This window comes from Ruegeria atlantica (genome assembly GCF_001458195.1).
GTDB classification, from domain to species: domain Bacteria; phylum Pseudomonadota; class Alphaproteobacteria; order Rhodobacterales; family Rhodobacteraceae; genus Ruegeria; species Ruegeria atlantica.
In genome coordinates this window covers 1-18,814 of the sequence record NZ_CYPU01000007.1, presented here as the reverse complement: position 1 = coordinate 18,814, position 18,814 = coordinate 1, and the positions used below count along the sequence as shown (strand labels likewise).

17 protein-coding genes and 2 pseudogenes are annotated in these 18,814 nt (G+C 57.8%); 10 read left to right on the top strand and 9 right to left on the bottom strand.

From position 1 onward, the window contains the following. Positions 1 to 4 precede the first annotated feature (4 nt). The gene (putA, locus tag RUA4292_RS01075; RefSeq protein ID WP_058275931.1) at positions 5 to 3,406 is read right to left on the bottom strand and encodes a bifunctional proline dehydrogenase/L-glutamate gamma-semialdehyde dehydrogenase PutA; all 3,402 of its coding nucleotides are present in this window, start codon (positions 3,404 to 3,406) and stop codon (positions 5 to 7) included. Between the two features lie 102 nt (positions 3,407 to 3,508). Between putA and RUA4292_RS01070 the strand changes: the two genes are divergently transcribed. Further along, positions 3,509 to 3,997, top strand: coding sequence for an Lrp/AsnC family transcriptional regulator (locus RUA4292_RS01070; protein ID WP_058275930.1), 489 nt, complete (start codon positions 3,509 to 3,511; stop codon positions 3,995 to 3,997). A 30-nt stretch (positions 3,998 to 4,027) separates the two neighbouring features. Next, positions 4,028 to 4,594, top strand: coding sequence for a tetratricopeptide repeat protein (locus RUA4292_RS01065; protein WP_058275929.1), 567 nt, complete (start codon positions 4,028 to 4,030; stop codon positions 4,592 to 4,594). A 52-nt stretch (positions 4,595 to 4,646) separates the two neighbouring features. On the opposite strand, the gene RUA4292_RS01060 is transcribed toward RUA4292_RS01065, so the two are convergent. From RUA4292_RS01060 to RUA4292_RS01030, 7 genes are all read right to left on the bottom strand, one after another. After that, a complete protein-coding gene (locus tag RUA4292_RS01060; protein ID WP_058275928.1) occupies positions 4,647 to 6,536 on the bottom strand; it encodes a PhoX family protein in 1,890 nt (629 codons plus the stop codon). A 214-nt stretch (positions 6,537 to 6,750) separates the two neighbouring features. Next, positions 6,751 to 7,746, bottom strand: a complete 996-nt coding sequence (locus tag RUA4292_RS01055; RefSeq protein WP_058275591.1) for an ABC transporter ATP-binding protein — start codon at positions 7,744 to 7,746, stop codon at positions 6,751 to 6,753. After that, entirely contained in the window at positions 7,743 to 8,777 is a 1,035-nt protein-coding gene (locus RUA4292_RS01050) for a Gfo/Idh/MocA family protein (protein WP_058275927.1), read from the bottom strand. Before RUA4292_RS01050 ends, RUA4292_RS01055 begins: the two co-directional genes overlap by 4 nt. Next, positions 8,774 to 9,613, bottom strand: a complete 840-nt coding sequence (locus tag RUA4292_RS01045; RefSeq protein WP_058275926.1) for a carbohydrate ABC transporter permease — start codon at positions 9,611 to 9,613, stop codon at positions 8,774 to 8,776. The genes RUA4292_RS01050 and RUA4292_RS01045 overlap by 4 nt, the downstream gene beginning before the upstream one ends. Before the next feature lie 10 nt (positions 9,614 to 9,623). Then, positions 9,624 to 10,538 carry a carbohydrate ABC transporter permease gene (locus RUA4292_RS01040; RefSeq protein WP_058275594.1) on the bottom strand — a complete coding sequence of 305 codons (915 nt, stop codon included), beginning with the start codon at positions 10,536 to 10,538 and terminating at the stop codon, positions 9,624 to 9,626. Positions 10,539 to 10,610: 72 nt separating this feature from the next. Then, positions 10,611 to 11,864: an ABC transporter substrate-binding protein gene (locus tag RUA4292_RS01035; protein WP_058275925.1), complete on the bottom strand. Its 1,254-nt coding sequence runs from the start codon at positions 11,862 to 11,864 to the stop codon at positions 10,611 to 10,613. A 25-nt stretch (positions 11,865 to 11,889) separates the two neighbouring features. After that, positions 11,890 to 12,777 (bottom strand): N-acetylmuramic acid 6-phosphate etherase, encoded by an 888-nt coding sequence (locus tag RUA4292_RS01030; RefSeq protein WP_058275924.1) that lies wholly within the window; start codon positions 12,775 to 12,777, stop codon positions 11,890 to 11,892. A 169-nt stretch (positions 12,778 to 12,946) separates the two neighbouring features. Here RUA4292_RS01030 and RUA4292_RS01025 point away from each other — a divergent pair, with 169 nt between their 5' ends. From RUA4292_RS01025 to RUA4292_RS25730, 8 genes and pseudogenes are all read left to right on the top strand, one after another. Continuing rightward, positions 12,947 to 13,822, top strand: a complete 876-nt coding sequence (locus RUA4292_RS01025) for a glucosamine kinase nucleotide-binding domain-containing protein (protein WP_058275923.1) — start codon at positions 12,947 to 12,949, stop codon at positions 13,820 to 13,822. Then, complete coding sequence (locus RUA4292_RS01020) at positions 13,809 to 14,558, top strand: GntR family transcriptional regulator (RefSeq protein ID WP_058275922.1); 750 nt, start codon at positions 13,809 to 13,811, stop codon at positions 14,556 to 14,558. The genes RUA4292_RS01025 and RUA4292_RS01020 overlap by 14 nt, the downstream gene beginning before the upstream one ends. A gap of 19 nt (positions 14,559 to 14,577) precedes the next feature. Then, positions 14,578 to 15,606, top strand: coding sequence for an SIS domain-containing protein (locus RUA4292_RS01015; RefSeq protein WP_058275921.1), 1,029 nt, complete (start codon positions 14,578 to 14,580; stop codon positions 15,604 to 15,606). After that, entirely contained in the window at positions 15,603 to 16,739 is a 1,137-nt protein-coding gene (gene nagA / locus RUA4292_RS01010) for an N-acetylglucosamine-6-phosphate deacetylase (protein ID WP_058275920.1), read from the top strand. Before RUA4292_RS01015 ends, nagA begins: the two co-directional genes overlap by 4 nt. A gap of 244 nt (positions 16,740 to 16,983) precedes the next feature. Further along, a pseudogene (locus RUA4292_RS01005) lies at positions 16,984 to 17,841 on the top strand (tyrosine-type recombinase/integrase); the annotation flags it as partial. Positions 17,842 to 17,898: 57 nt separating this feature from the next. Further along, positions 17,899 to 18,177, top strand: coding sequence for a transposase (locus tag RUA4292_RS25740; RefSeq protein ID WP_058275754.1), 279 nt, complete (start codon positions 17,899 to 17,901; stop codon positions 18,175 to 18,177). 30 nt (positions 18,178 to 18,207) lie between these two features. Next, positions 18,208 to 18,330, top strand: a complete 123-nt coding sequence (locus RUA4292_RS25735; RefSeq protein WP_503167693.1) for a hypothetical protein — start codon at positions 18,208 to 18,210, stop codon at positions 18,328 to 18,330. Further along, positions 18,327 to 18,410 (top strand): annotated as a pseudogene (locus tag RUA4292_RS25730) (hypothetical protein); the annotation flags it as partial. The gene RUA4292_RS25735 and the pseudogene RUA4292_RS25730, both read left to right, overlap by 4 nt. 134 nt (positions 18,411 to 18,544) lie before the next feature. Here RUA4292_RS25730 and RUA4292_RS25575 read toward each other — a convergent pair. Beyond that, complete coding sequence (locus RUA4292_RS25575; protein WP_145974811.1) at positions 18,545 to 18,796, bottom strand: helix-turn-helix domain-containing protein; 252 nt, start codon at positions 18,794 to 18,796, stop codon at positions 18,545 to 18,547. Positions 18,797 to 18,814 lie beyond the last annotated feature (18 nt).

The window sequence follows — 18,814 nt, the reverse complement described above, 5'->3', positions numbered from 1 at the left end:
ATGCTTACGCCGCACCCCCAAGCAATGCGGCATTGCCGCCCGCGGCTGTTGTATCAACGCACAGGTGGCGCTCGGCCAGAACTCGTGCGCGGTCCGGAAGGCCGGGGATCAGCGGCAGGATCGGACCGTCCCGGCGGGCGAGGTGACGTTCGATCTCACGCGCTGTGTCGTCATCGCCCCACCAAAGAACGCCCGATATCCCGGTCACGTTCTCCAACCGATGCAAGTCTAACGAACCGGTCGCCTGAATGGCCGTACCACCCAGCGCCTGAACGGCGTCGGTCTGTACACGTGCGGCCTCGGCTCCGGGACCCAGGCACAGCAATGGCGCGCGTGGGAATTCGCTCAACCGGTTGGATTCGCCCGTCGGGCCGGGCAGGGATTGGGTCTGCACCGACGCGGGCGTACCCTGAACATCGGGAAGCTCGCCCATTGGGTGGTCCCATTGTTCGTCGGACTGCTGCCGGTCCGGGGCGCAGAACCGCGTCATGTAATTCGGCCCACCCGCCTTGGGGCCTGTGCCCGAAAGCCCCTCACCGCCAAATGGCTGAGATCCTACGATGGCGCCGATTTGGTTGCGGTTGACGTAGATATTGCCCGCATGCACCGCTTCGGTGATGTGTTGCACCCGGTCGTCAATACGTGTGTGCAAACCAAATGTCAGTCCGTACCCGGTTGCGTTAATGTCGGCGATCACCTGATCAATCTCAGATGCCTTGAAGCGAACGACATGCAGGACAGGGCCAAAAATCTCACGCTTCAGCGCGGAAATGCCGGGTATCTCAATAAGTGTTGGGGCGATGAATGTCCCTTCCGGCGGTATGGGCGTGTCCTTTAAAACGCGGCCTGCGGCGCGGGCATTGGCAACGTGATCTGCAATGCCCTGGCGCGCCGACTCGTCAATAACCGGTCCGCAATCGGTTGAGATCAACCAAGGATCTCCGACCTGTAGAGCCTGCATTGCACCGGTTAGCATTGTCAGCAAATCGTCGGCGATATCTTCCTGGACATAGAGACACCGCAAGGCAGAACACCGCTGCCCGGCAGATTGAAACGCGCTTTCGATGATAGACTGAACGGCCTGTTCGGGCAGGGCGGTACTGTCCACGATCATCGCGTTCAACCCGCCGGTCTCGGCGATCAGAGGCGTGCCGGGGCGCAGGTTGTCGGCCATGGCTGCGCGTATTTTCAACGCGGTCGCCGTCGATCCGGTAAACGCCACTCCGGATACACGCGGATCAGAGGTCAACGCCACACCAACGGACGGGCCGCCGGGCAATAATTGCAGCACGTCGCGGGGAACTCCGGCCTCGTGCAGCAATTGAACGGCCCGATGCGAGATCAGTGGCGTTTGCGGTGCGGGCTTGGCCAGAACTGCGTTGCCTGTGGCTAAGGCTGCTGAAATCTGGCCTGTGAAGATAGCGAGCGGGAAGTTCCATGGGCTGATACAGGTGAAAACGCCTGCCGGTTCCGCATCGGGAATGCTCGCAGCGTAGTAGCGCAGGAAATCGACCGCCTCACGCAGTTCGGCAACGGCATCGGGCAGGGACTTACCTGCCTCGCGCGCGAGCAAGGCGAAAAGCTCGCCGAAATGAGCCTCATATAGATCGGCAGCAGTATTCAAGATACGCGACCGTTCTGCTGGTGGTGCCTGCCACGGTGCCGCGGAATTCAGGGCAAGCTCGACATCCTCGGCGCTGGCGGGGGCGATTGCTCCGGGGCGATCCTGCGGTTGGGCCGGATTGGTAACCGGTTGGTCCTGTTCCGGGCTTGCATCGCCGGACAACAGCGGCTGCGCATACCAGTGGTGCGCCCGGAATGCATCCCGCGCGGCGTCGATCTTGTCCAATGTCGGGGTGTGGTGAAGGTCGAAACCCTTCGAATTGACGCGTTCCGGTTGGAACAGGTTCGGTCCGGTTGGCAGCGGTCGTGCCTGATCCACAATGGTCAGGAACGGATCAGCGGCGACCTCTTCCGGCGGAACGTTCTCGTCCACGATTTGGTTAACGAATGACGAGTTTGCACCGTTCTCCAGCAGACGCCGCACCAGATAGGCCAGCAGGTCCCGATGCGCCCCGACCGGCGCATAGATCCGGCACCGTGTGTTGTTTTGGTCTTTGACAAGCTGGTGCAGGGTTTCGCCCATTCCATGCAGGCGCTGGAACTCGAATGGCTGGTCATCGGCCATGTGAAGGATCGCACTGACCGTATGGGCGTTGTGGGTGGCAAATTGCGGGTAAATTCGATCGGTCATACCCAGCAGTTTGCGCGCATTCGAGATGTAAGAAATGTCCGTGGCCGCCTTGCGGGTGAACACGGGAAAGCCATCGATGCCTTCAACCTGAGCTCGTTTGACCTCGGTATCCCAGTAGGCCCCTTTGACCAAACGAACCATCAGCTTTCGTTCGTGACGCCCAGCCATGTCATACAGTGTGTCCAGCACGATCCTGGCACGCGGGCCATAAGCCTGAACGACGATACCCAGGCCGCCCCAACCATCCAGGGCCGGTTCGGCCATCACCGCCTCGATCACCTGCAGAGACAGGGAGAGGCGATCTGCTTCTTCAGCGTCTACATTTAAGCCCATACCTGCTGCCTTGGCCAAAAGGGCCAAGGCCCGCAACCGGGGCACCAGTTCTTCCATGACTTCTGCTTCCTGCGCCAACTCATAGCGTGGATGGAGCGCCGACAGCTTGACGGAAATCCCCGGATTGGCTCGGATATCGTCGTGAATGCAGGCTTCGGCGATTGCAGCAATCGCCCGTGAGTAGGACAGGTGATAGCGGGCGGCATCGGCTTCGGTTCGCGCGGCCTCTCCTAGCATGTCGTAGGAGTAGGTGTAGCCCTTAGCCTCCATGCCGCTGGCGCGGTCCAAGGCGGATTGGATGGTCTCGCCTAAGACAAACTGGCGACCCATTTCCTTCATCGCGCGCCCGACGGCCGTTCGGATTACGGGTTCGCCCAGCCGTTTGATCGCACCGCGCAAGACACCGACCGGAGAGGTCTTGTCTTCATCCAGCACCTTGCCTGTCAGCATCAGGGCCCATGTGGACGCATTGACCAGAGACGATGAGGATTGACCCAGATGCTTGCCCCAATCCGACGGGGCGATCTTGTCCTCGATCAGCGCGTCGATGGTGTCGGCATCGGGTACACGCAGCAGCGCCTCGGCCAGACACATCAACGCGATGCCTTCGTCGGTGGACAGGCCGTATTCGGCCAGGAACACTTCCATCATACCGGGTGAGGTGCTGGACCTGATATCACGCACCAATTGCGCCGCAGCCGCGCAGATCGCGGCGCGGTCGGCTTCGCTCAGATCAGCATTTGCGATCAACGCGTCAAGAATTTCCGACGGATCGGCATAGGTTTTGGCATCAATGCGGGCGCGCAGGCTGTGTGACATGTGTCCTCCGGTCTTTTGAGTAATATAGTGTCGATTTTGCGGGACGATTGCCTTAGTTTCATCTAGGGCTAGGCGATTAGCCTGAATTCAGGGGTTTGTGCGATGCAAAAAGACTTTCCGGGGCTGGATAGGTTCGACAGATCAATTCTTGCGATTCTGGCCGAGGACGGCCGGATCCCCATCGCTGATCTCGCGCGGCGTATCGGGCTTTCGAAGTCCCCAACTCAAGCACGTGTGAAGAAACTTGAGGCCGATGGCATCATCACCGGGTACCGTGCCTTGCTGGACCCCATTCGCCTTGGTTTAGACCACGTAGCCTTTGTCGAAGTCCGATTGACCGACACGCGCGAGAAAGCCTTATCAGAGTTCAACATCGCCGTTCGTAAAGTGCCTGAGATCGAACAAGCCCATATGATTGCGTCGAATTTTGACTATCTTCTGAAAATTCGCACCGGGTCGATGTCGGAATACCGCGCGGTTCTGGCTGAAAAGATCTCATCATTGCCGCATGTCGCCAGTACTTCGACCTTTGTCGCGATGGAGGCTGTGAAAGAGACCGGGATGTCTGGAGCCTTGGACACGATGGGTTGACGAACGCCCTGCGCGCGTCACCATTGGCGTATGAAACGCTTTGCTTACGCCCCAATTTTCTATGCTGCGTCCGTTTTTGCGGCCTATGCTCAGGATTGTCCGGTCGCGCCAGACCATTCCGCAGATGTATCGGCAGTTCTGGAACAGATACAGGACGCTGAAACCGAACAGTCCGCCCGTGCATTGTCCGGTCAGCTATGGGAGTTCTGGACCGATGCCCCTGACGAAAGCGCGCAGGCTGTTCTGGATCGTGGCATGACACGTCGAAATGCGTGGGACCTGCTGGGCGCAATTGAAGATTTTGACAAGCTGGTCGCGTACTGCCCGTCTTATGCCGAAGGATACAACCAACGGGCCTTTGCCCACTATCTGCGTCAGGACTTTCAATCGGCGCTGCCTGACTTGGACAAGGCAATCGAGCTGTCTCCCAACCACGTCGCCGCGATCAGTGGCCGTGCGCTGACCCTGATAGGACTACAGCGCATGGACGAGGCGCGAGAAGCGTTGTCTCAGGCGTTGGAGCTGAACCCGTGGCTTTCAGAGCGCCATCTCATGGCACCGGGTGGGCCACTTGCCATACCGGGTGAGGACATTTGAAACAAAACGCCCCCGAAACCGGAAGGTCGGGGGCGTATAGGTTTTGTGGGGATTATCCGACCAGACCGTTATCGGTTCGCTTGATCGCGATAACCGACGACCGTGGCGTGCCGCCGTCCGGCCAGTTGCTGCCGGGGTGCTGAATGCCAACGAACATGGTGCGCAGATCGCCGGACCAGGCCAGACCGGTGACCTCACAGCCGTTCGGGCCGGTCATGAAACGCGCGATCTCGCCGGTGATCGGGTCACCAACCAGCATCTGGTTGTTGCCGTTGCCTGCGAAGTCTCCTTCATTGTCGTCATTGCCGTCCGTCTGGATCCAGATCAACCCGGTCGAGTCGATGACCATTCCGTCAGGCGAGTTGAACAGGTTACCTTCGTTCACATTCGCTGACCCGGCGCGATCATCTTTGTGTACGGTCGGGTTACCGGCCATAACGTACAGGTCCCAGTCGAACCCTTCGGCGGCGTGGTCGTCATTTGCGGGGCGCCAGCGCACGATCTGACCGTACTTGTTGGCCTCGCGCGGGTTGGGGGCGTTGACCGAGGTGTCATCTCCACCGGCGTTAGCCTTCACGCCACGGTTTTTGTTGTTGGTCAGACAGCAATACGCTTCTACCGCAACAGGGCTGGATGCGACCCATTCAGGGCGGTCCATGGTCGTGCCGCCGGCCTTGGACGCGGCCATACGGGTAAAGACCGCGATATCGGCTTCGTCCATCCCGGTGGTTTCCGGTGTCAGAGCCAGCCATTCGCCCTTCATGTCGTCGTTGAACTTTGCGACGTAGAGCGTGCCGTCGTTCAGCAGGCCCTCGGTTTCACCTCCCGGTTGGTAGGTGCCGTTCGACACAAACTTGTACAGGTACTCGCCCCGCTCATCGTCGCCCATGTAGACAACAACACGACCATCTGCGGCCAGAGTGACCTCGGCATTCTCGTGCTTGAAACGGCCCAGACCGGTATGCTTGACCGGCGTGCTGTCGGGCTTGGTCGGGTCGATTTCGACAATCCAGCCCGCGCGGTGCGGTTCGTTCGGGTTTTTCGACGTGTCGAAACGCGGATCGAACAGTTCATAGCCGTTCCAGCTTTCGGCTTTCACACCATAGCGTTTGAAGCCATCTGCAACCTTTTGGTCGTAAGTGGCGTTTTCATCGCTGGACCCGAAGTAGCCGTTAAAGTTCTCTTCGCAGGTCAGGTAGGTACCCCACGGAGTTTTACCTGCACCACAGTTGTTCATCGTACCTAGCGAGGTGGTTCCGGTCGGATCAGCTTCAGTTTTCAGCAGGTCGTGACCTGCTGAGGGGCCAACGATCTTCATCGGTGTGTTATGGTGGATACGACGGTTGAAAGGGCTGTCTTTGACGACCGACCAGCCATCAGGGCCTTCGGTGATTTCCATCACGGTGACACCCTGAATGTTCTGCAACTTCAGAACATCGTCGGCGTTGGCCGGAACACCTTCCTGCGCGGCGGGCAGGTTGATTTTGCGGTTCGGGTATTCGTGGTTGATCGCGATCAACTCGTGGCCCTGGAACGAGAATGTCTCCATCCCGTCGGTGTTTTCACCGAAGATGCGGTCCGATTTTTCAACTGGGCCACCATCGGTGATGTCATAGCCGTCGGCATCGGAAAACAGCGGGTCGCCCCAGCGCGTCATAACCTTCCACTCATAGCCTTCAGGTACGTGAACAGTGCCGTCTGTCTGGGCAGCGATCGGCGTGAAGGCAAAGCGCGAGGCCGTAACAGCGTGTGCTGCAGTTGAGCCCAGCAGGCCCGTGCCCATAGCGGCGGCACCCGAGCCAAAGGCCACTACGCCAGCCAGAAACCCACGGCGCGAGATGGCGTTTTCGACGACGCGATCAAAATCGTTTTCTTCGGGGCGGGGGAAATGCAGCTCGTCCCAATCGTCGGCGGACAGGGTGGTGTTATCAACGTCTTTCATGAATGGCTCCTGGCTGTCTTAGAGTAGTCGATGAAAGGCATGTAGGGCGACTTTGTGACATGTTCTTAACAACATTATTAATGACTTCATTTGGCCCTCAAGAAAAAGCAATCGGCTGGCGAAAGCATACCAAAGCTTTCTGCCAGCCGCGCTTGCTATCTTGGCAAAATGTTGTTGTGACGATCAGGTTGTGTGATCCCAGCAGTATGCCGGTTTAAGCCAGCCGCTGCCCTGCTTCGTCAAAGCGATAGGCCTTCTCGGATGCATATCCGAATCGCAACTCCTGACCTTCGGCGATGGCATGCTGACCAAACAAACGGGCTGTGACGTCGTGGTCCTGAACTTTGGCTATCACATTGGTGTCCCCGCCCAACTTTTCCACATGGCTGACACGCGCGGCAAGCGGGCCGTCATCTGACAGGAACAGGTCCTCGGGGCGAATTCCGATCGTGTTCTGACCGCTTTCTTGAACTAACGCTTCAGGCAGGAAGTTCATGGAAGGTGAGCCCAGGAATCCGGCGACGAATTGATTTGCGGGGTTGTTGTACAGTTCCATCGGGCTGCCGATCTGCTCGACCCGACCATCGCGCAAAACAACGATCTTGTCGGCCAGCGTCATCGCTTCGGTTTGATCATGGGTCACATAGATCATCGATGCATCCAAAGCACGGTGCAGATTGGCGATCTCGATCCGAGTGTTCATCCGCAGGGCGGCGTCCAGATTGGACAGCGGCTCATCAAACAGGAACAGTTTAGGTTCACGCACAATGGCGCGCCCGATGGCGACGCGCTGACGCTGGCCACCTGACAACTCGGACGGGTAACGGTCCAAATAGGGTTCAAGGTTCAGCATCCGGCTGGCTTTGGCGACACGGCCTTCGATTTCCGATTTGGGCTGCTTTTCCTGCTTCAGCGCAAGGGTCATATTGCCCCGAACGCTGAGGTGAGGGTAGAGCGCATAGCTTTGGAACACCATCGCGATCCCGCGCTTGGATGGCGGCACCAGATTGACCTGCTGCCCGCCAATGTTGATCTCACCTGACGATGCATCCTCTAGCCCCGCAATCACGCGCAACAGGGTGGACTTGCCACAGCCCGACGGGCCGACAAAGACGACGAATTCGCCTTCTTCAACCTCCAGCGTGATGTCTTTCAGGACATGCACGTTGCCAAAGGACTTGTTCACATTGTTCAGCGTCAGGGCGGTCATGATGCGGGCTCCTCAAGGGAAACGGGCTGGCCGGTTCGGATACTTTGATCCGCAGCCAGACAAATGGCGAGCGATTGGACGGCGTCATTCATATGACGGGTCAGGTCGATATCTTCGGCGATGGCGCGCAGCATATAAGCCTGCTCAGCATCACAAAGGTCTTGATGGCCGGGTTCGTCCGGCATCTCGATCGTGTGGTCGCCTTGCGGTGTATGGACCAGCAAGCCGCCGACTTTGGTATGGCCGTCGATGTCGGCAGACGCACCCTTGTTCCCATCGGTAATCGAAACAGACCCGTTGGGCGACACGATATCTTTCACAAAGAACGCGGTTTCCGACATCATCGGGCCCCATCCGGCCTCGTACCAGCCGACCGAGCCGTCGCCGAAGACCACCTGAAACTGGCCGTAATTATACATATCCGACGCGATTTCATCCGATAGGCGCAGGCCCATACCATGCACCCGGACGGGCTGCGCGTCGGTGATCTGGCACATCACGTCGACATAGTGCACGCCGCAATCGACAATGGGCGAAGTCGTCTGCATCAGTGCCTTATGCGTTTCCCATTCCGCGCCCGACGACTGCTGGTTCAGGTTCAACCGGAACACATAGGGCCCGCCAAGATTGCGCGCCTCATCAATCAGCCGCATCCAAGAGGGGTGATGGCGCAGGATATACCCGACTACCAGCTTACGATTTAGCCGCGTTGCTGTTTCGACCACACGCCGGGCGTCGGCGACATTAGTGGCCAGCGGTTTTTCAACAAAAACATGTGCGCCAGCCTCCATCGCCGCGCAGGCGAAATCAGCGTGGCTATCAGAGTAGGTGGCGACCACGACCAGATCGGGTTTGGTTTCGGCCAGTGCCAAGTCGAAATCGGAATAGGCCGGGTAATCGATGAGATCCGGGTGATCCACACGGCCAGACCGGTTCACCAAACCAACGATCTGCGCGTCGGGGCGGTGATGGTGCGCCAGCGCGTGGCTCAAACCCATATTGCCGAGACCTGCAACCAAAACGCGGGTCATTTGACTGCTCCGGATGTGATGCCGCGGATCAGCTGTCGCGAGAAGATGACATACAGGACAAGCACCGGCAGGATCGCCATCGACAGGGCTGACAGAACTGCGTTCCAATCGGTCACGAACTGGCCGATGAAGACTTGGCTGCCCAGCGTCAGGGTCTTAGTTTCTTCCGCTGGGGCCAGGATCAACGGGAACCAAAGGTCGTTCCAAATCGGGATCATGTTGAACACGGCCACGGTCGCCATCGCGGGCCTGACCAGAGGCAGAACAAGGCGGAAGAATATCGTGTATTCAGATAGTCCGTCGATACGCCCGGCATTCTTCAGGTCATCGCTGACTTGTCGCATGAATTCGGACAGGATGAATACGGCCAATGGTAACCCCTGGGCCGTGTATACAAGGATCAGCGCCCAGAGCGAGTTTACCAGCCCGGTCGCCACCATCATCTCAAGGATCGCCACGGTGCCGATACGGATCGGGATCATGATCCCCAGCGCCAGATACAGCCCCATGATCAGGTTGCCCTTGAACTGGTATTCCGACAACGCATAGGCGGCCATCGCGCCGAACAAAAGGATAAAGGACAGCGATGCCACTGTGACGATCATCGAGTTCTGGAAATAGAGGAAGAAATCCCCCTGCTTCATCACCGTCTCATAGCCGATCATCGAGAAGCTGTCCGCATTGGGTAGGGCCAGTGGTTCACGAAAGATCGCGCGGCGGGATTTGAAGCTGTTGATCAGGATAACAAAGACCGGAAACAGCGCGATCAGTGTGTACAGGATCAGCGCGCCGTGCATCGCGACCATGTTGAGGGGGTTATGACGTGCTTTGTTCATCGCGTGGCCCTCACAATTGATACCGGCGCATCCGGGTCTGGATGCCGAACAGGTAGATACAGACACCCACAAGGATGATGGCGAACATCGCCCCGGCGATAGCCGAACCCATATGCGGGTCACCCAATTGAAGTTGGAAGCCAAAGAATGTGCGGTACATGAAGGTACCAAGAATATCGGTCGAGAAATCCGGCCCCGCCAGCGCGCCTTGTGACGCGTAGATCAGGTCGAATGCGTTGAAATTCCCGACGAAGGTCAGGATCGAGATGATCCCGATCGAGGGTAGGATCAGCGGCAGTTTGATCTTCCAGAAGGCCGCGGTTCCGGTGATTCCGTCGATCTCTCCAGCTTCAAGGATTTCTTCCGGAATGGTCAACAAGGCGGCGTAGATCAACATCATCGGGATGCCGACAAACTGCCAGACCGAAATCAGCGCCAGTGTGGTCAAGGCGTATTCCTCTTTCCCCAGCCATGGGGCGAACAGCGACTTGAGCCCGACGGCATCCAGCATCGACGGCGCAATGCCCCAGATCGGCGAGAGGATCAGTTTCCACGCGAACCCGACAATCACAAAGCTCAGGATCGTGGGAATGAAGATCGCCGACCGATACAAGGCCGCAAACCTCAGGCGCGGGTGGCTGAGCAGGGCGGCCAAGGCGATGCCGATCGGGTTTTGAACCAGCATGTGGATCAGGAAGAACCAGAAGTTATTGCCCAAGGCGTTCCAGAACTGTTCGGACCAGATCGGATCAAAGAACAGGGTTTGAAAGTTCTGCAATCCAACGAAAACGCGGCTTTGGTCAATCTCGGTATAGAGCGCCAGACGCAGCGTGTTGAACAGCGGGAAGATCATCACCGCCGTGTAAACAAGAACGGCCGGTGCAAGAAACACAAGGATATGCCAGCGGAAGCGGGGGCGGTTCATGGGACTGCTTTCAATGGGGTGTCGGGGATACCCGGGCGATCACCGCCGCCCGGGTATATGTCAGATCAGCGCTTACTGGTGCGGAGCGTACCAGGAGGACAGACCTTTTTGCAGGTCGGCGCCCAGTTCTTCGGGGCTGTTGGCACCCTTGATGGCGGCAACGGATGCGCCCCAGGTCTCGTTCTCAAGGTTCGGCGTGCCGCGCGACAGGATCTGATATGTCGAACGGATGGTCGATTCACACTCGTCGCGCCAACCGACGAACTCTTTGGCCAACGGATCTGCCAGCTCGACCGGAGTGTTGGACAGCGGGAAGAAGCCCGGTACGGCGTTGCCAAAGATTTCGGCAAACTCGGGGCTTGCGACCCACGCGAGGAAGGTCTCAGCGGCCTCGGGGTGCTCGGAAGCAGCATTCATGCCGATGCCGATATCCGTGTGGTCAGAGATATAGCAAGTGTCGCCTGCGTTTTGGACCGGCGGCTTGAACGCGCCCATCTCAAAGTCGGCTTGTGTGTTGAAGCCAGCGATTTCCCACGATCCGGCAGGGTAGATAGCGGCCCGGCCCAGAGTGAAGATGTTCTGGCTGTCGGGATAGGTTTGTGCCTCATACCCGTCGCCCAGATACTGTCCCCAGCGCGCCAACGTGGCGTAAGGAGCAGTCCAGGCTTCATCTGTCAGTTTCTGCTCGCCCGCGATCAGGGCCTGACGACCTTCTTCGCCTTTCCAATAGTTTGGGCCGATGTTGTTGTAGCCCATTGTGGCGGCTTCCCACTGATCGTTGGTGCCCATCGCCATCGGAATGTAGGTGCCGTCTTCCTTGATCTTGTCGAGTGCAGCAAAGAACTCGTCTTCGGTGGTAGGCACGTCGATGCCCAGCTCAGCAAACGCATCCTTGTTGTAAATGAAGCCGTGGATCACCGACGCCATCGGAACACAGAAGCTGGCCGAGCCGTCATCCGTCTGCCATGCCGATTTTGCCACGTCCGAAAAGTTGCTCATCGCGTCGACCGAAGACAGATCGGTCAGGTGCCCGGCCTCATACAGTGCCAGCGACGCATCAAACGGACGGCACGTGATAAGATCACCGGCCGAACCCGCATCCAGTTTCGAGTTCAACACAGCGTTGTATTCCGCCGGAGCTGATGGGGTGAACTGCAGTTTGATCCCAGGGTGTTTGGCTTCGAACGCCGGGATGATCTGTTCCTGCCACAAGGTCAGGTCGTCATTGCGCCAGCTTTCGATGATCAGCGTGACGTCCTCGGCATAGGCGCTTGAAGCCATCAGGGTCGTGCCCAGTAAGGCCAGTTTCAGGCTGTTGCGTTTCATTTGTGTTCTCCCAGTTGGTTAGCAGTTATTTATCTTGTTCCAGTGCGGATTTCAGAACCCCGCCGCTTGCGTCCAGAACGGCCGAGGCATCTTTGGGTGATATGCCACGTGCGGCGATTAGCACCGCCGGCTTCACGTCTCCGTTCGCGGCGTCCAGCGCGTGCTTTGCTGATTCTGCATCAACGTCGGCGATCCGCGCGACGATTCCGGTGGCCCGCGCCCTAAGCTTGTCATTGTCAGCGCGCAAATTGACCATCATGCCGCCGTGAACGTGGCCAAGTTGCAGCGCCATGAGAGACGACAGCATGTTCAGAGCGATTTTCTGAGCTGTTCCAGCACCCATACGCGTCGAGCCCGAGATCAATTCCGGCGGCGTTGCCAAAAGAATCGGAATATCCGCGCTTTCCAGCAAAGGGCTGCCTGCGTTATTGGCAATTCCGATAACGGTTGCGCCAAATGACTGTGCGATATTGCTGGCGGTCAGGGTATATGGCGTCGATCCGCTTGCGGACACTGCGATGATCGTATCCGTCGGTTGCAATGTCGAAAGCGCGTCCGCTAGTCCGTCGGCTTCGTCTTCTGCGCCTCCGGGCATTTCGACGCCGGTAGGCAGGCCGCCTGCCATATGTATACGGAGTTGGTTCGCAGGGATTGAGAAGGTACCGCCCAGCTCTTGCGCGTCGGCAGCGGCCATCAACCCGGACGAGCCTGCGGCCACATAGTGCAGCAAGCCGCCGGCGCGGATGGTCTGCGCCATGGCGTTGCCGCCCTGCGCGATCGCGTCCAACGCGCCCCGCGCTGAGGTCGCGGCTGCAATCTGCCCCTCAACCAGCGCCCGAGCAGAGGCGACAGGGTCTTGTGGGTCCAGCTTGTTGGCGTCTGGATGCGGTTGTTCGGTCGGCGGCAGCGTCAAAAGAATCCCCCTTTGCGGTTCCCAATACAATACCTATTCAATACCACTTGTCCATAGTTTTATTTTTCCAGTGGAAATCAACATGTTCTGTATTAATATAGAGAAAAGCTGCAGAAATCGGCCTATTTTGGCCTTCCTAAATTCAAATAGGTATTATAATGGTATTGTCATGACTGAGTCTCTGAGCAATGCTGTACTGGCCATAGATGGTGGCGGAACCCGATGCCGGGTTGCATGTGAAGTCGCTGGTATTGTTCATTCTGTTGAAACCGGGGCCGCCAATGTCTCGACAGATTTCGATGCGTCCGTCCTGCAGATGAAATCGGGGATCACCCAAATTGCGCAAACGCTTGCTGTAGATGTTCAGGACCTGACTCAGTTGCCCGCCTTTGTCGGATTGGCTGGCGTCACAGATGACCATATTGCCCGTCGTGTGCAGAGCGCGCTGGGCCTGACGCGGGCACGCGTTTCCGATGATCGACCAGCCGCGCTGCGGGGTGCGCTCGCGTCTCAGGACGGCTTGATCGCCCATTGTGGCACGGGGTCCTTTGTTGCTTCGCAGAAGGATCGGGTGATGCGGTTTGCCGGGGGGTGGGGGCCAGTATTGGGGGATGAGGCATCTGCGCAATGGGTTGGTCGTTTTGCATTGGCAGAAGCATTGAATTCCGTGGATGGAATTCAAGTCACTAGCGATCTTACGCAGAAATTGCTGGATGATTTTGGCGGTAGTGCAGGGATCGTCGAATTTGCCGGGCGGGCGACGCCGACAGAGTTCGGCGCGTTGGCCCCGATGGTTACCACTGCAGCAGTTTCCGGAGACGACGTCGCCGGAAAAATTATGCAGGCCGGTGCTACTTACATCGCCGATATGGCGGCACGTCTCGGATGGCAGCCAGAAGTCGCGATCTGCCTGACCGGCGGTATCTCTCCGCATTATGCGGACTATCTGCCTGCTGCCATGCAGTCAGAGATACGACCTCCATCGGGCGAGCCGTTGACCGGGGCGTTGGCTTTGGCGAAGGAGGTCTCGCATGAGTATTGCTGAATTCCTGCGCTCTGATCTTTGGCTGACCCCTGAAAATGGCCCCCGCTACGTGCAATTGCGGCGCAGGTTGCAAGAGGGGATCGATACGGGCGTCCTTGCGCCGAACTCATCGCTGCCATCCGAACGGGAACTGGTGGAAATTACTGAGTTGTCCCGCGTAACCGTGCGCAAGGCGATTCAGGAGCTGGTGCAGGAAGGAGTGATCGAGCAGCGCCAAGGGTCAGGGTCCTTCATTCGGGAACGTGTTCAAAGGGTTGAACAATCGCTGAAACACCTGACCTCGTTCACCGAAGATATGTCGAGCCGAGGAATGGAGACAACTTCAAAGTGGTTGGAGCGCGGAGTATTTGCGCCAACCCCGGAAGAGGTCACTGCGCTGAATCTGTCAGAGGGTGAGCAGATATCCCGCATTTACCGCCTGCGCGAGGCGGACGGGCGTCCGCTGGCGTTGGAACGTGCTGCGCTGCCGCTGGACATTCTACCGAACCCGATCGAAGTCACGACGTCTCTGTACGAAGTGCTAGATGGTCTGGGCTGCCGCCCGGTGCGCGCGGTGCAAAAGATATCGGCTCTGAATCTAGCCGCGCGAGAGGCCGAACTGCTGGAGGTGCCCGAAGGTGCGGCGGGGCTGAATATCGAGCGTATCTCATTTTTGCAAAACGGGCGGGTCGCAGAGATGACGCGGTCGCTCTATCGCGGCGACGCTTATGACTTTGTCGCTGAATTGCGCCTATAACTGGAAGGACCGGGATCAAATGTCCGAAAAGAACTCGAAAATGCGTCAGGAAATTCTGGAGATCCCTGATGCCGTCGACAGATTGCTCAGCACGGGGGCAGACAATATCCGAGCAGCTGCGCAAAGCGTAAGGGATACGGATCCACGTTTTTTGATCTCGGTCGCCCGGGGATCATCCGACCATGCCTGCAGCTATCTGAAGTATGCCAGTGAACTGCTTCTTGGATTACCGGTTGCCTCAGTAGGGCCATCCGTCAGTTCGATTTACGGGGTGGATCTAAGGTCAAAAGGATCTGTCTGCCTGTCCATCTCGCAATCCGGCCAAAGCCCGGATATCGTTGGCCTGACAGGGTCTTTGCGAAACTCTGGCGCACTGACAATTGCGGTGACCAACAACTCGGAATCGCGCCTGGCCGACGTGGCGGATGCAGTTCTGCCATTGCACGCGGGGCCGGAACTGAGCGTCGCAGCAACCAAGACATTTGTGACCTCGTTGGTGTCCGGTCTATGGTTGCTGGCCGAGGTCAAAGAGGATGCTGAATTGATCGGGGCGATCCAATCCTTGCCCGAATACCTGGCGCGAGCGGCCCAATGCGATTGGTCGGCTGCAGCCGAAACAATCACCGGGCGCTCGTTGTTTACGCTTGGCCGGGGGCCTTCTTATGCGATCTCTGACGAAGCTGCATTGAAGATCAAAGAGACATGCCAAATCCATGCCGAAAGCTATTCAGCGGCCGAAGTGCTGCATGGCCCGGTGTCGATTGTCGAAGAAGGGTTTCCGGTGATTTCGTTCGCGGCCAATGATGCAGCCGAACAGGCAACTGCCGATGCGGCTGATGCCTTGGCCGAAAAAGGTGCTGCGGTTTTTGCGACGACCACCAAAGTAACGCGCGCGCAGGCTCTGCCGGTAGTTCGAACGGATCATTGGATCACCGACCCAATAACGGCGATTACGTCTTTTTACAGCATGGTAGAGGCCGTCGCCAGTGCACGGGGGATCGACCCGGACGCACCGCGACACCTTAAGAAAGTGACCGAAACGGTATGACAGAACGCAAGGTGATCTTTCGAAACGGGCCAATCTTTGACGGCAGCCGATTGTTACCCGACCACGCGCTTGTTTTTCTTGAGGGGCGTTCGGGGGAAGTTTTGCCCGACGCCGAGGTCGCCCAGGAAAAGGACGTTGTCGATCTGAACGGCGACATACTCAGCCCCGGTTTTGTGGATCTGCAGGTCAATGGCGGCGATGGCGTTATGTTCAACGATAATCCGTCGGTCGAAACGATCCGCAGAATTGCCGGTGCCCATCGCCGATTGGGTGTGATTTCGCTGCTGCCCACTCTGATCACCGACGAACCCGCCAAAACCCGCGCGGCAATAGATGCGACGATCGAGGCAGTGCGAGCACAAGTGCCGGGCGTTGCAGGGCTGCATTTGGAAGGGCCGCATTTGTCGGTCGCGCGGAAAGGGGCGCACGACGGTAATTTGATAAGGCCGTTGGAAGCGGCGGATTTGAACAAGCTGATAGAAGCCGCAAATGCACTTCCCTGCCTGAAGGTAACTGTCGCCCCCGAGGCTGTGTCCGAGAAGCAGGTCCGCGCCATGAGCGACGCTGGTATCCTTGTTTCGCTCGGGCACAGCGATGCGGATTTTGCGACTTGCCAGCGGTATGCTGCCGCCGGTGCGCGTTGCGTAACCCATCTGTTCAACGCGATGAGCCAGCTGGGCAATCGTGAACCCGGCCTCGTCGGCGCGGCGCTGGCCAGCGGAACGCTATCTGCAGGGCTGATTGCCGATGGCGTCCATGTGCACCCCGCCGCGATGCGCGCTGCCTGGGCTGCGAAAACTGCGCCGGGTCAAATCTTTCTAGTCAGCGATGCAATGGCTGTGGCGGGTACGGATCAAACCGAATTCACCCTTGAAGGCCGCAAAATCATGCGAACCGAAGGCAGGTTGACACTGGCGGACGGAACGCTGGCCGGCGCGGACCTGGACCTGACGACCGCCGTTGGCTTGCTGGTCAAACAAGTCGGTGTACCGTTGCAGGACGCACTGGCGGCGGCTACTTCTTATCCGGCTCAGCTGATCGGGTTGGCCCCGCCAACGGTTTTTGAATACGGTTCGGTGATCCGGATATCTGCCGATTTCAGCCGTTGCGAATGGCTGCCCGCGCAATCTTGAGTTTGTCTTTAACTGCCAGAACGACTGTCTTGGGGATGCGGTATACCGCCTGTCAATTTTTGTTGACGAATTTGAAATCTGGCTTCGAACGGCGCTTGACGACATCTGACGCATCGCTTAAACCGACCACCGCTGAGCGGGCGTCGTATACTGGCTATTGCCTTAGCCTTCCAAGCAGATGTTATATATATCCTAGGCATTCCTGTAGTTGCCAAGCTATTCATATTATGCATTTATTTGATTTCTATTCGTCGGCAAGCAGTCCAAAACCTGGTACTTCCAGAAAGATGTTGGAGGGCAAACCCGGCGGGTTTTGATCGGGCGGTACCCACTGATCTCTGCGGACGTCGCACGACAAACTGCATTGGGTTTTGCGTTGGACTGGGGCAGGGGAGCAGGCAGGCAGCTGCAGATTGGAGCACCCACTCTTGAAATAGCTATGGAAACTTATCTGGCACGTCCAAAGCTTCGGTCTGAGGCCCACCGGTCCGGGTTGCGGCAGCAGTTCGAGCTTCATTTGAAAGATTGGCTACGCCTGTCGCTGGATGAGATCACGAAATCCATGGTGGTTCAGCGTCATGGGTCGATGGCCGCGAAACCTTCCTCCGCAAATCACACTTTGAAGTACTTTCGGACAGTCTGGAACCATGCGCGGCGGGTACATGATCTGCCGGAAAGCCCAACGATGGCCATAGAGTGGTATGCGGAACAACCAAATGGCTGGATAATTGAGGATTTGAACGCATGGGGCGAGGCCGTTGATGAGCTATACAACCCGATCCACAGGGTATTCTACGAATTGTTCTTGTTCACAGGCTTTCGCAAAACAGAGGCACTGACGCTCGAATGGAAGAACGTGCAGGAAGATCACATACATTTGCCGATGACCAAGAACGGGCGCAGTTTTGATCTCCCCATATCGCAAGTGCATCACGAGATACTCGCTACTTTGCGGGGCCTTCATCACCAATGGGTCTTCCCCTCTCCGAAGTCACCGAGTGGTCATTTGAAAGGGCCCCAGCGTATGCAATGGTCCATTCATTCCCATCGTCGGACATTCGCGACGGTCGCCATGGAGGCTGGAATATTGGAAGAGATTGTACTGAGCCTCCCCATTTGAATGGGCCCACCGTTAAGATTAGGAAACGGAGGACCAAGAATGGCAAACAAGCGACCGAAGCCGGAAGAAATTGTCTCGAAGTTGCGGCAGGTTGAAGTTCTGATGGGGCAAGGGATGCCGCGTCTGGATGCGATCAGACAGATCGGCGTTGTGGAGCAAACCTATTACCGCTGGCGCAAGCAATATGGCGGAATGGGTGTAGACCAATTGAAGGAACTTAGGCGGCTTCAGAAGGAAAATGAGCGGCTCAGGCGTGCGGTATCAGACCTGACGCTCGACAAGCTTATCCTGACGGAAGCATCGAAGGGAAACTTCTAAGCCCCTCTCGTCGCCGTGCTTGCGTCGCTCATGTTCGCAGCCAGTTCAAAGTTTCCGAGCGCCGTGCATGCCGCGTACTGGGACAGCACCGATCCACGCAAAGGCGTATTCCACGGGGCCGACCCGATGAAGAACAGCTGGTGGCCGACATGATCGAGCTTGCCAGGCAGTATGGTCGGTATGGGTATCGCCGGGTTGCGGTGTTGCTGAGAGAGGCTGGATGGTCTGTCAGTGATGGGCGCATTGAACGGCTTTGGCGACGAGAGGGGCTGAAGGTGCCTGCAAAACAGCCCAAGAAGGGACGGCTTTGGCTAAACGATGGTTCATGTGTTCGACTCAGGCCGGAACATAGCAATCATGTCTGGAGCTATGACTTCGTGCATTGTCGCACCGATGATGGGGATCGGTTCAAAGCACGGGCAATCGACCGTATCGAGACCCTCGCACGTAAGCCCCTCGATATCTCCTCTCGATCGCAGCGTGTCAGAGCGCGCCGGGATCTGACGCGGGCGGGCGGGCGGATGCGGCCAGGGGGGGCAAGGGGGGGGGAGAGGGGAGACGACCCGCGACTACAAAGACGCCCTATAGCACTCAACGACTCGGCGCGGTGCCATCGCACCCATGTCTCCGACTTCTG